Origin of the sequence: uncultured Paraglaciecola sp. (genome assembly GCF_963977085.1) — a bacterium.
Classification (GTDB): Bacteria; Pseudomonadota; Gammaproteobacteria; order Enterobacterales; family Alteromonadaceae; genus Paraglaciecola.
Window position 1 is genome coordinate 23,366 of record NZ_CAXBNC010000024.1, and the last position, 11,959, is coordinate 35,324.

Annotated in this window: 14 protein-coding genes; 13 read left to right on the forward strand and 1 reads right to left on the reverse strand. The window is 40.2% G+C overall.

Features of this window, described 5'->3' with window-relative positions; genetic code table 11:
* Positions 1-27 precede the first annotated feature (27 nt).
* From AAC000_RS20125 to ubiB, 7 genes are all read left to right on the forward strand, one after another.
* Entirely contained in the window at positions 28-717 is a 690-nt protein-coding gene (locus AAC000_RS20125) for a DNA-3-methyladenine glycosylase I (protein ID WP_339725336.1), read from the forward strand.
* Between the two features lie 212 nt (positions 718-929).
* On the forward strand, positions 930-1,073 hold the full coding sequence (locus AAC000_RS20130; protein ID WP_339725338.1) for a hypothetical protein: 144 nt from the start codon (positions 930-932) through the stop codon (positions 1,071-1,073).
* Positions 1,045-1,488 carry a hypothetical protein gene (locus AAC000_RS20135; RefSeq protein ID WP_339725340.1) on the forward strand — a complete coding sequence of 148 codons (444 nt, stop codon included), beginning with the start codon at positions 1,045-1,047 and terminating at the stop codon, positions 1,486-1,488. Before AAC000_RS20130 ends, AAC000_RS20135 begins: the two co-directional genes overlap by 29 nt.
* A 53-nt stretch (positions 1,489-1,541) precedes the next feature.
* Positions 1,542-2,420, forward strand: coding sequence for a sugar phosphate isomerase/epimerase (locus AAC000_RS20140; protein ID WP_339725341.1), 879 nt, complete (start codon positions 1,542-1,544; stop codon positions 2,418-2,420).
* A gap of 175 nt (positions 2,421-2,595) precedes the next feature.
* Entirely contained in the window at positions 2,596-3,375 is a 780-nt protein-coding gene (gene ubiE, locus AAC000_RS20145) for a bifunctional demethylmenaquinone methyltransferase/2-methoxy-6-polyprenyl-1,4-benzoquinol methylase UbiE (RefSeq protein ID WP_339725342.1), read from the forward strand.
* Position 3,376: 1 nt separating this feature from the next.
* Positions 3,377-4,030 (forward strand): SCP2 sterol-binding domain-containing protein, encoded by a 654-nt coding sequence (locus AAC000_RS20150; protein WP_339725344.1) that lies wholly within the window; start codon positions 3,377-3,379, stop codon positions 4,028-4,030.
* 1 nt (position 4,031) lies between these two features.
* Positions 4,032-5,663 carry a ubiquinone biosynthesis regulatory protein kinase UbiB gene (gene ubiB / locus AAC000_RS20155; RefSeq protein WP_339725345.1) on the forward strand — a complete coding sequence of 544 codons (1,632 nt, stop codon included), beginning with the start codon at positions 4,032-4,034 and terminating at the stop codon, positions 5,661-5,663.
* A gap of 31 nt (positions 5,664-5,694) precedes the next feature.
* Here ubiB and AAC000_RS20160 read toward each other — a convergent pair whose 3' ends face one another.
* Positions 5,695-6,615: a hypothetical protein gene (locus AAC000_RS20160; protein ID WP_339725346.1), complete on the reverse strand. Its 921-nt coding sequence runs from the start codon at positions 6,613-6,615 to the stop codon at positions 5,695-5,697.
* Between the two features lie 161 nt (positions 6,616-6,776).
* Here AAC000_RS20160 and tatA point away from each other — a divergent pair, with 161 nt between their 5' ends.
* The 6 genes from tatA to hemB all read left to right on the forward strand — a co-directional run bounded on the left by tatA (position 6,777) and on the right by hemB (position 11,899).
* Positions 6,777-7,028 (forward strand): twin-arginine translocase TatA/TatE family subunit, encoded by a 252-nt coding sequence (gene tatA / locus AAC000_RS20165; RefSeq protein ID WP_339725348.1) that lies wholly within the window; start codon positions 6,777-6,779, stop codon positions 7,026-7,028.
* Positions 7,028-7,327, forward strand: coding sequence for a Sec-independent protein translocase protein TatB (gene tatB / locus AAC000_RS20170; RefSeq protein ID WP_339725350.1), 300 nt, complete (start codon positions 7,028-7,030; stop codon positions 7,325-7,327). Before tatA ends, tatB begins: the two co-directional genes overlap by 1 nt.
* A gap of 2 nt (positions 7,328-7,329) precedes the next feature.
* Positions 7,330-8,073, forward strand: coding sequence for a twin-arginine translocase subunit TatC (gene tatC, locus AAC000_RS20175; protein ID WP_339725352.1), 744 nt, complete (start codon positions 7,330-7,332; stop codon positions 8,071-8,073).
* Positions 8,074-8,188: 115 nt separating this feature from the next.
* The gene (locus AAC000_RS20180) at positions 8,189-9,001 is read left to right on the forward strand and encodes a TatD family hydrolase (RefSeq protein ID WP_339725354.1); all 813 of its coding nucleotides are present in this window, start codon (positions 8,189-8,191) and stop codon (positions 8,999-9,001) included.
* Positions 8,991-10,898 (forward strand): diguanylate cyclase, encoded by a 1,908-nt coding sequence (locus tag AAC000_RS20185; RefSeq protein ID WP_339725356.1) that lies wholly within the window; start codon positions 8,991-8,993, stop codon positions 10,896-10,898. The genes AAC000_RS20180 and AAC000_RS20185 overlap by 11 nt, the downstream gene beginning before the upstream one ends.
* 2 nt (positions 10,899-10,900) lie before the next feature.
* Positions 10,901-11,899 (forward strand): porphobilinogen synthase, encoded by a 999-nt coding sequence (gene hemB / locus AAC000_RS20190; RefSeq protein WP_339725358.1) that lies wholly within the window; start codon positions 10,901-10,903, stop codon positions 11,897-11,899.
* Positions 11,900-11,959: the final 60 nt, after the last annotated feature.

Consider the following 11,959-nt stretch of genomic DNA (forward strand, 5'->3'; position numbering starts at 1 on the left):
GACCACAGATATTAAAAAGTAGAAAACATGCTTAATTTGGAAACCTTTAAACAAATCAATCAACGAGCCTGCGAGCGAAAAGGAGGCCCGCAAGCCTTGTCAGCCATAATCGACACGCCTCTGGACAATCACACACTGAGTCAAATTGGTGACGATAGATTTTTAGCCGAGTTCACTAAAAAAGTATTCCAGTCGGGCTTTGTTTGGCGAGTGGTGAGAAATAAATGGCCTGATTTTGAGCGAGTATTTTTTGATTTTAATATCGAAAAAATACTTTTAATACCTGATGAAATGCTCGAACAAAAGGCCACAGACCCAAGTATTATTCGCAATTATACCAAAGTTCGGACGATCCGAGACAACGCCATAATGATTGATACAGTTGCTCGCGAGCATGGTAGTTTTGCAAAGTTTGTTGCTGATTGGCCAAGTGAAGATATTATTGGCCTTTGGGCTTATTTAAAAAAACATGGCGCTAGACTCGGCGGTAACACTGGCCCTTATGGTTTGCGGGCTATGGGTAAAGATACCTTTTTACTAACTAATGATGTGGTGAGTTATTTTACCAATCGCGATATTATTTCTGGTTCTGTACAATCCAAACGAAGCCTAACTGCCATTCAGCAAAGCTTTAACGAACTGCAACAACAAAGCGGCCTGTCATTACAGGAATTGAGTATGATTATCTCTAAAAGTGTCGGAGATAATTATATCTAGCCAGTGTTCTGGTTATTTTAATCAACAGTAAGATAATTTCTCTATTAGTTCTATTTTAAATATATCGCCTCAAAAAACGCCGAATTTATTGCATTGGCGACTGAATACTACCTACTCAAAATTTAAGTTTTTAGCTACCATCTTGCTAATGTTACATTTACATAAATTTAACAATGAATTGTTTAAATACTGTGCTCTTCATGGACTTTTTAGTGAGTCCTTTATCTTCGGTTGCTGAAAATGCAAAACATCTGCTGTTTTATGCTCGCCACATGGGCCTAAATCAGCGACTTACCTCAGAAGCACTAGCAGCCATTGCAGGTTGGAATGACATTAATCCCATTGACGCTAATTAACGGCTTACCTAGTTTAGGAAATCAATCCCGAGCGCCTATGAATACTTTAGTTTTACGGTATCTACCTGGGATTTTGTTCAATACCAAAGGCAAAGTGTTGCTTCAAGCCATGGGTATTACACATCAATACAATTATGAATTAGCTGCAACTGTTTTGACAAAAATGACTGAAGAGCACACTACTGCTACCAATATTCGTATTCAAGCTTTGGAGTTGTTGAATATAAGGTTTCCCAGTAATCCGATAATTGTTAGCAAAGGCCTTTTAAATAGGCCTTTGCTTGATATAGAAACCACCATATTAGTAGTGGTATTAGCACAAGACGATCAGGATGGTTTGCAAATTTTGTTCGAGTTTTTAGCCTCTGATTCAATCCCATTGCAACAAATCGCACTGGTAAAAATGTCACATTAATTTTAAATCACAACCAAGCTCAACCTATAATTACGTTAACCAAAGGTGAAAACATGAATAAAATTTTACTTTCTTGCTATTTAGCGCTGACTTTAATCGGACTAACGGCTTGCTCTGCCTCACAAAACAACAAAGAAGAAAAAACTATAGCCCCTCCTGTGAGTGTGCAATTATGGTCAGTCAAAGATGCCCTTGAAAAAGACTTTAAAGGCACTTTACAACAGCTCGCAGATATGGGATTTCAAGGTGTAGAGTTTGCCGGAAATTTTGGTGAATTTTCAAATAATCCAGAAGGGTTAAAAGAATATTTAACCTCTTTGGGTCTAAAAGCTAGTGGAGCGCACGTTGGTTTTGAAGGCCTAAGAGGCGACAAATTAGAACCGACACTCAACTTCTTAAAAGTATTAGGCGTTGATTTAGTTGTTGTGCCTATGGATAGTCGAGCCTGGAGTGCCGATGGCGTGGCAAGTTTAACCTCGGAATTAACAGAATTATCTAGCAAACTTGCCCAAAAAGGCATGTTGATTGGTTACCATAATCACGACAAAGAATTCGACGCATATCAAGAATCGACTTATTGGGATTACATTGCCAAAAACACCCCACAAAATGTATTACTTCAGCTAGATGTAGGTTGGGTAAACTTTGCAGACAAAGATGCCGTTGAATACGTTAAACGTTACGCCGGACGCACATTAACTACTCATATCAAGATACGTAACTATCATGGTAAAAATAGAACTCCTCAAGGTGCAAGCCCTATTCTAGGAGAAGACCAGTACGACTGGGCAACTTTGATTAAAACTCAAGCTCAAGTAGGGGGTACACGTTGGTTAGTCTTAGAGCAAGAAGAATATCCAGATGGGCTATCTTCGATGCAAGCAGTTAAAAAATCCAAACAAGGTTTAGATAAAATAATTGCCTCACTTTAACTTTTAATACGCCCTCTCCTCAGTCGATTACAATATTATCGGCTGAGGTTATGCTATTAATATCCTCCAATACTCTTGTTAACCAAACCACCTCATTCAAAAAGCTACAAACATTCACTGTTGGCGCACGCTTTAATTGGGTAAACTAGCTGCAATTGATATCCAAGGAACACTCATGAGCGCGTCTGAAACACCTGAAACTAAAACACCAGAAGAACAAACCACTCACTTTGGCTTTAAGCAGGTAGAGTCCAGCCAAAAAGTGAATATGGTTAAAGAAGTGTTTCAGTCGGTCGCAGCCAAATACGACATTATGAATGACTTGATGTCTTTGGGTGTGCATCGTTTATGGAAACGTTACACCATAGATTGCAGCGGTGCCCGTGCTGGACACAAAGTGTTGGATTTAGCCGGAGGCACAGGGGATTTAACCGCTAAGTTTTCGCGTATTGTTGGCGAGTCAGGGCAGGTGATATTGGCGGATATCAATGATGCCATGTTAAAAGTGGGCCGGGATAAATTGCGTGATAAAGGCATAGTAGGCAATGTGCAATATGTGCAAGCGAATGCCGAAGCACTCCCCTTCCCAGATAACAGTTTTGATATTATTACTATTGCGTTTGGACTGAGAAACGTCACAGATAAAGACAAAGCGTTAGCGTCAATGTATCGAGTATTAAAACCTGGCGGTCGTTTGTTGGTGTTGGAATTTTCAAAACCCACAAACGAAATGTTAAATAAGGCCTACGATATGTATTCGTTCCATTTGTTGCCTAAAATTGGTCAGCTTGTGGCTAATGACGCAGATAGTTATCAATATTTAGCCGAGTCTATTCGCATGCACCCAGAGCAAGAAGTACTCAAAACTATGATGGATACCGCAGGATTTGAACACACCACATACCATAACTTAACAGGTGGTATAGTCGCGCTGCATAGAGGCTTTAAATTTTAGTATGCCTTTTGCTCAATTAATGACTTCAGGTATCGAGTTGGCGATAAATCAATTGCTTAAGCTCGATGAAGATAGCCAAGAACGCTTGAAAAAATTAGCCGGAAAATCTTTGCAAGTAACAGTCAAAGAATTGCCTTGGCCATTACTCTTTACTTTTTCAGAGCAAATAGATGTGCGCACAGTTATTGGTGCTGAAGAAGGTTTAGAACCCTCTGAAATGGTAGATTGTTTAATTGAGTTAAATTTAGAGACCTTGCCCAAGCTCAAAGATAGCAGCCAACTCACCCAACTTATTCAGCAAAAGCAGCTCAATCTAATCGGCGATATTTATGTGGCACAAACCTTTAGTACCTTACTCAAAGAGTTAGACATTGATTGGGAAGAGCAGCTCTCTGGGTACACTGGCGATGTGGTGGCTCACCAAACCTTTGCTAGCATGAGAGCCTTGTTCGATTCCGCTAAAATGCAATTAGAACAAGGAGCGATTGAACTGAGTGAACGTTTAACCCAAAGTGATTCAATTGCGGTCAAACCAAAGGAAGTATACGAATTTAGCCTAGGTGTGAATGAAGTACGAAGTGCAGCAGAACGATTGTCAGCCAGGATCGCTTTATTAGAGCAAGGCAAAAAAGTCGAAACAGGAACAGATAGCTAACGTGAGAATTCTACGCTTTTATCAGATTAACAAGGTGATGTTGCAACACGGGCTAGATGAGCTCATTCCCAGTAAATGGCTACCTTGGTATGCAAAACTAGGCCGAATTAGTTTTTTTTGGTTGCGAAATAAACACCCAGATAAATCTCAAGGCACACGTGTTAGGTTGGCGTTACAAACATTAGGCCCAGTATTTATCAAGTTTGGGCAGATGTTATCTACTCGCAAAGATTTGTTACCTGCGGATTTGGCGACTGAGTTGTCTATACTGCAAGACCAAGTTGAGCCATTTGACCCTGAAGTTGCAAAACAAATTATTCGCCAAGCCTTAGGTTTGGCGGAGCTCGAAGAGGTGTTTAGTGAATTTGAAACTAAACCATTAGCCTCAGCATCAATCGCACAAGTACATGCCGCCAAACTAAAAGATGGCAATCAAGATGTGATTGTTAAAGTTATTCGCCCCAACATTAAACACACTATTCAATCTGATATTGAATTGATGCGCACCGTAGCCAGTGCATTGCAGAACTTATTACCCGATGGCAAACGTTTACGCCCAGTTGAAGTGGTCGAAGAATACGAACGCACTATAATCGATGAATTAGATTTAACTCACGAAGCCGCTAATGGCATTCAGTTTAAGCGCAATTTTGAAAACTCAACGGCTTTGTATGTTCCGACCATCTATAGCGACTACAGCCATAAAAACGTGATGGTAATGGAACGCATTTACGGTACACCTATTTCTGATGTCAAACAATTAGTGGCTCGTGATACCAATATGAAAAAATTGGCTGAACGTGGTGTTGAAGTATTTTTTACGCAAGTTTTTAGAGACAGTTTTTTCCATGCGGATATGCATCCCGGCAATATTTTTGTATCCACGGTTAACCCTAATGATCCCCAATATATCACCATAGATTTTGGCATAGTTGGCACCCTAAATAGTGAAGACAAACGTTATTTAGCAGAAAATTTTATCGCTTTTTTTAATCGAAACTATCGTAAAGTAGCTGAATTACATGTGGACTCAGGATGGGTACCCTCGAATACCGATATCGACGACTTTGAAGCTTCGATTCGCAAAGTGTGCGAGCCTATTTTTCAGAAGCCTTTAGCTGAAATTGAATTTAGTAACGTTTTACTGCAACTGTTTAACACCGCTAGACGTTTTAATATGGTGATCCAACCACAACTGGTATTGCTACAAAAAACCCTACTGTACATTGAAGGCTTAGGCCGTCAGTTATACCCACAGCTTGATTTGTGGAAAACCGCCAAACCATTTTTAGAGAACTGGATGAAAGAACAAATTGGGTTAAAAGCCATGTATCAAAAGATTTCAACTAATCTGCCTTACTGGTCTGAGAAATTACCCGAAATACCGGACTTAGTGTTTGACACCTTAAAACAAGTTAAAAAATTACCTGAGCAGCAAAAACTACAATTTGAATTGCAACAACAACAATTAAGACAGCAACACCGTAGCTCACAGTTACTTTTGGTGGGCGCCACCTTTATTGTTTGCGCAGCGATATTGCCAATTTATCAACCACATTGGTGGCCAAGTGTTTGCAGTTTAACCGTGGGATGGGTGAGTTGGATCCTTGCTTGGCGTTTTAAAACTTCTTAGGTTTGTCATAAACTGTCATAGCTGCGAATCACTAGCTATCGCCAAAATAACCTTCAAGTCTCAAAGCAATGCCGTAAGAAGCTTTAAAATCTTCGTCGCGGCGCCACAAAATAAAAGGCTCAACCTCATAAAATAGCCACTTACGTAGGGCATTTTTACGCCACCTAAGACTCACTAAATATTCATCCAAATGGTAATTTGGTCGACTTAGGCCTTCAATATAAAAACCTGCAATCAAGGCATTTTTTTCATCGAATTGTGTCAGTTTTTGCAAGCTATGTTGCCATAACCAATCGTTACTATTATCTCTATAATAGAAATTATTATTCCACCTGAATATTGAGTTTTTAGTGGCACTATGGGCTAATTGCCAAGAAAAATTTGCCCCTAATCCGTCACTACTATACATGTAGGCCGAGGTCTCCCAATGTAGGTTAGTTTTTTCAGACAACAAATGAGTGTTGCGGTAGCGACTTTTAACAAACGCCTGTAGTCGACGCCCCACGCCAATACGATGGGATAAGCCACTCTCAGGACTGCTTCGCCAGCGCAGGGCTAAACTGAATCGATTTCTTTCTTCAAAGGCATTATTACCCGACGCTTGGATGTCATTATTTGGTCTGTCATCGTCGTAGTCAGAAAAAACTAAATCCACACGATTTTTTAGGTTGGGCAATTTCACTCTAATTTTAAAACGAGTTTCAAATTCATTGAAATGCCGACTTCTGGGCTCCCAACCTAAGCGAATGCGTGCCTCACCATAGGCCTGTTCATTATGAGTAAACTCCTTAAGCGCAAAAAAATCATCAAACCACATAGCACTAGAGTTGACCGATGAGGCAATGCTTTGATGCATGGTATCTAACCATGGATAATCTTCTTTTGTCTCTTGCGCATGACTATTTGTTATAAGCGCGATACTGACAAAAAACAATAAAGGAGCTTTTTTCACACTTTTCCTTACTAATATCCGCAAGCAATGGGTGTTGGCAGAATTAAGATTACCGCAATTAGTGTTCAAAAAGTCAAACATCTGAGATTTGCCTATCAAATCCAGTGACCTTTCCAATAAGCTAAGTATAATGAATTCCATACAGTTTCTAGGAGTATTTTATGTTTGGTATTAGCCCGATGCAGTTGCTGATTATTTTAGTTATCGTAGTGTTACTTTTTGGCACTAAGAAATTACGTGGTTTAGGTGGAGATTTAGGCTCTGCAATGAAAGGTTTTAAAAAAGCCATGAGTGACGATGATAAAGAAACGGACGCTGATTTTGTTGCTAAAGAGAAAGTCGAAGATAAATCCGCTGTCGACGCAGAAAAGCCTGTTCAGCAAACCAAGAGCGAAAAAAAAGAGCATAATTAATGTTTGATATCGGCTTTTTCGAACTGTTGATTATTGCGGTTGTCGGTTTAGTGGTATTGGGACCTGAAAGGTTACCCGGTGCTATTCGCTCTACCATGAAAACAGTTCGCAGCATTAAAGGTATGGCAAGTGGTTTTCGCCAGGAAGTGGAGCAACAATTCAAAATTCATGAATTACATGAAAATTTGAAAAAAGCCGAACAACAAAACTTAGAAAACCTGTCTCCTGAATTACAAAAATCTGTCGATGAACTTCGCGATGCTGCTAAGTCCGTTCAAAAACCTTATTCTAAAGAGTAGATATGGCTGATCCAAATAGCTTAATTGCTCATTTAATAGAGCTCAGAGGCCGTGTCTTAAAGGCCGTGGTTAGTGTGTTTGTGGTGTTTTTATGCTTGGTTTATTTTGCCCAAGATTTGTATCACTGGTTAGCAACGCCTTTATTAGACACTCTGCCAGAAGACGCACAAATGATTGCCACTGACGTAGCCTCTCCTTTCTTTGCTCCTTTTAAACTGACTATGGTGTTGTCGTTTTTTATTGCTATTCCAGTAATACTGTATCAAATATGGGGTTTTGTAGCGCCGGGGTTATATAAAAACGAAAAACGCTTGGTGGCGCCGCTATTGCTCTCAAGCACACTATTGTTTTATTTAGGTATGGCCTTTGCTTATTATGTGGTTTTCCCCTTGGCCTTTGCATTCTTCTCTAGCGTGGCGCCAGAAGGCGTAGTTATTAATACCGATATTAGTAGTTACCTTAATTTTGTACTGAAAATATTTTTCGCTTTTGGTTTGGCTTTTGAAATCCCTGTGGCGGTTGTTTTAATGTGCTGGACAGGCATGACCACACCAGATGCGCTTCGAGCAAAACGCCCCTATGTTATTGTCGGCGTGTTTGTAGTGGGCATGTTGCTCACACCACCGGATATTATCTCTCAGACATTACTCGCCATACCTATGTGGATTTTGTATGAGTTTGGCATAGTAGTTGGCAGTATTTATTCTCGTAATAAATCAGATCAAGAGCAGCAGGATGTTCCTTGAACGATGTTCCTAAATGTAGTGTGACGATCTTTGTTGGGCTAGGCTCAAACTCGAAAAATCTATTAGTTAAAATCGAGCCTTGTTTTTTTGTGTATTGAACGAATGAGGTAAACACATGTCTTGGTGTGATATAGGCGTTAATTTTACTGACCAACGTTTGTCTTTCAAGACAGTATTTGAACGCGCTTTAGCGGCACAAGTGTCCCATATCATTATTACAGGTACTAACTTAGAAAAGAGTCAGAAAGCCCTTCACTTAGCAGAACAACATCCCAATCACTTATCCACAACAATAGGCATTCATCCACATGACGCCAGCCAATTTACCCTTGAAACAATCAACACCCTAAAAACCTTAGCCAAATCGAAACAAGTTGTGGCTATAGGTGAATGTGGTTTAGATTTTAATCGAAACTTTTCTAGCCCCCAAGAACAACTCTTTGCCTTTGAGGAGCAACTTAAATTAGCTTGTGAACTAGGTTTACCGGTATTTTTGCATGAGCGCGACGCATTTGATGCGCAGATTCAACTACTGTCAAAATATCGCAATGAGTTAAAGGGGGGCGTTGTTCACTGTTTTACCGGCACGATTGAACAAATGCATAGTTACTTAGATTTGGACCTATATATTGGAATAACGGGTTGGGTTTGTGACCTTAAACGCGGCCAAGACTTACGTGAAGCGGTCAAGTCTCTGCCATTAAATCGTATCTTATTGGAAACTGACGCACCTTACTTGCGCCCCAAAGGTCTCGCCAACAACCGTAAGCTAGATAAGGGTAATAACGAGCCTGCCTACCTGCCTTTTATAGCTGCAGAAGTGGCTGCATTAATGGCAACTGATATACACACATTGCAAGTGTCTAGCCAAGCCAATTCAAGGGCGTTGTTCAATATTCTGAATAAAAGAGCTGATCATGGGAAATAGCTCTTTTAAGCATGTATTAAACAATGACTGGCTGTTATTTGTCTTTATTATGGGCATCTTAGGTACAGCGGCAATTTTTGTTACTACAAGTGTTTTCGATCCACTGCGTCCAAGTAATACACAAGTACAGAATATTTCACATTTGGTTGATCCAGAAAGTGAGTTGTCGATTACTGATATTCTGAATCTCCCCAACAATAGTTGGCAGCAATATAACCAGAATCTAGCGTCACTAGAAATGTCTAATGACCTACATTGGTTTAAATTCACACTCAATAATGTCACCCCAACAAACGCCCGGTTAGTAGAAATAGACTACCCATTATTAGACAAAGTTAAGCTTTGGTTTGTGCAGCACAATAAAGTGCTCTCCCAATATACAATTGGCGACACCTTGGTTTTCCCAGAACGTATAGTTGAACATGAAAATTTCATTTTTCCGGTACCAATAAGTGAGTACCCTGTTGATGTGTATATCAGTGTTTATACAAAAGGCGCGATGCGAATACCGTTAAATGTATGGCAACAACAAGACTACTTAGCCTATACCAGTAAAAACAGTTTAGTCATGGGCGGTTTCTTTGGGCTGATGTTAGCAATGGGATTAAGTAATCTATTCTTTTTCATCACGACCCGCTCCCCAATATTTTTAATCTACAGTGGCTATGTCATTTGCATAGCGTTAACTTTATCGGCCATACAAGGATTAGGCTATCGCTACATTTGGCCTAATTATCCATGGCTACAACAACATGCCGTAGGCATTTTTGCCAACTTGACTGTGTGGTTATCGATTATATTTTGTCTTGGGTTACTTAACGTCAAAGCTTTTAATAACAAACTAAGTACACTTCTCAGAATAATAGCCGCTGTTTTTTTACTGGGTGTGATCTTCAGTTTGTTTGTACCACTTCCTGTATTTCTAAAAACCTTTTTAGTGATTTTATGTGTCAGTGAGCTCGTTATCTTGGCTGTGGTTATTGGGTTGTGGATCAAGGGTTTAAAAGTTGCTGGATACTATACTTTGGCTTCCGCTGTACTTTTCTGCAGTGGTTTTGCCGTCAGTCTAGACGCACTTAACCTTGTAAACTTTAGCTTACCTTCATACTATTTATTGATGTTAGGTGCAGGAATCGAAACCCTGCTTTTAGCACTCATTCTGGCCATTAGTCACAATGAACAACGCCAAGCCCTGATTAATACACAAGCAGAGTTATTAAACAAAGAAAGACAAGCTCAACATGCCCAAAAGGACTTATTGTTATTACAAGAAAGCGCGACCGAAGAGCTTGAATATAAAGTGCAGGAACGTACTTTAGAATTAGAAATTGCGCTGCGTGAGTTATCTGAAACTAATCGTGAACTAAAAGAAAAAAATACTTTAGATGCCTTAACTGGGATCCGTAACCGCAGTTATTTCGACAAAAAATACCAAGCAGAAGTACGTAGAAGTCGACGAGAACAGACCCAATTGTCTATTGTCATGATGGATATCGACCACTTTAAAAAGGTGAATGACCAATATGGTCATTTAGTTGGCGACGAGTGCATTAAGTCTGTAGCGCGCACCCTAGAAAAAGCCTTAAAAAGACCCAGTGATGACGTGTGCCGATACGGTGGCGAAGAGTTTGCGCTTATTTTACCCAGTACCGACCTAGAAGGTGCGATGATCTTAGTAGAGCAACTTAGATCTGAAATAGAAAAAACCACCATACAAGCAGAAGATGAGTCCGTAAACCTCACTATTAGCGCCGGAATAGGTACCGCAATAGCTGAGTTAAACCAACCAGAAGACAGTATTTTAGCGTTGGCAGATAAACAACTTTACAATGCAAAGAATGCAGGTCGAAATAATGTACAAGGCAGCCAATTGAATGTTATTCAACATCAGGATTAATTATGATTGAACAATTCCCTAACACTCGTATGCGTAGATTACGTAAACAGGATTTTACCCGTAGATTAGTGGCAGAAAACCAACTTACAGCCAGCGACTTAATCTACCCTTTGTTTGTATTAGAAGGCGAAAATCAACAGCAAGCCGTACCTTCTATGCCTGGTGTTAACCGATTGTCTATTGATCTATTAGTCAAAGAAGCACATGAGCTGGTTGAACTAGGTATCCCAGCGATAGCGCTCTTTCCCGTGACACCGATGCACGCCAAATCATTATGTGCCAGTGAAGCATTTAATCCAGACGGTTTAGCACAAAAAGCAGTCCGCGCCATCAAACAAGCGGTACCTGATATTGCAGTGATCACAGACGTAGCCCTCGACCCTTTCACTTCTCACGGACAAGATGGCTTAATTGATGAGCATGGTTATGTGTTAAATGATGAAACAATAGAGGTATTAGTTAAACAAGCATTATCTCATGCCGAAGCAGGCGCTGACATTGTGGCACCTTCAGACATGATGGATGGCCGCATTGGCGCTATTCGCCATGTCTTAGAAAGCAAGGGTTTTATCAATACCTGCATCATGGCTTATTCAGCTAAATACGCCTCGAGTTATTATGGCCCTTTCAGAGACGCAGTCGGCTCAGCCAGTAATATCAAAGGTGGCAATAAGAAGAACTACCAAATGGATCCCGCAAACTCTGATGAAGCCTTGCGCGAAATCGCATTGGATTTACAAGAAGGAGCTGACATGGTTATGGTCAAACCTGGCATGCCTTACTTAGATATTGTTAGGCGCTGTAAAGACGAATTCAAAGTACCCACTTTTGCTTACCAAGTCAGTGGCGAATATGCCATGCACAAAGCAGCGTTTATCAATGGCTGGTTAAAAGAAGATGAGGTTATTTTAGAATCATTAATGGCGTTTAAACGTGCTGGAGCAGATGGAATTTTAACTTATTTTGCTAAGCAGGCGGCGCAACTTTTACGCAAAGGGTAAGGAGATTACCCTCTAAATAAAACACTTATAATTATTTGGAGTGTTATAAAACCATTGTGT

Excerpts from the sequence above, each read along its gene's own strand:
- AAC000_RS20125 (WP_339725336.1), top strand. The coding sequence starts at position 28 with ATGCTTAATTTGGAAACCTTTAAACAAATCAATCAACGAGCCTGCGAG.
- AAC000_RS20135 (WP_339725340.1), top strand. The coding sequence starts at position 1,045 with ATGACATTAATCCCATTGACGCTAATTAACGGCTTACCTAGTTTAGGA.
- AAC000_RS20140 (WP_339725341.1), top strand. The coding sequence starts at position 1,542 with ATGAATAAAATTTTACTTTCTTGCTATTTAGCGCTGACTTTAATCGGA.
- ubiE (WP_339725342.1), top strand. The coding sequence starts at position 2,596 with ATGAGCGCGTCTGAAACACCTGAAACTAAAACACCAGAAGAACAAACC.
- AAC000_RS20150 (WP_339725344.1), top strand. The coding sequence starts at position 3,377 with ATGCCTTTTGCTCAATTAATGACTTCAGGTATCGAGTTGGCGATAAAT.
- tatA (WP_339725348.1), top strand. The coding sequence starts at position 6,777 with ATGTTTGGTATTAGCCCGATGCAGTTGCTGATTATTTTAGTTATCGTA.
- tatB (WP_339725350.1), top strand. The coding sequence starts at position 7,028 with ATGTTTGATATCGGCTTTTTCGAACTGTTGATTATTGCGGTTGTCGGT.
- tatC (WP_339725352.1), top strand. The coding sequence starts at position 7,330 with ATGGCTGATCCAAATAGCTTAATTGCTCATTTAATAGAGCTCAGAGGC.
- AAC000_RS20180 (WP_339725354.1), top strand. The coding sequence starts at position 8,189 with ATGTCTTGGTGTGATATAGGCGTTAATTTTACTGACCAACGTTTGTCT.
- AAC000_RS20185 (WP_339725356.1), top strand. The coding sequence starts at position 8,991 with ATGGGAAATAGCTCTTTTAAGCATGTATTAAACAATGACTGGCTGTTA.
- hemB (WP_339725358.1), top strand. The coding sequence starts at position 10,901 with ATGATTGAACAATTCCCTAACACTCGTATGCGTAGATTACGTAAACAG.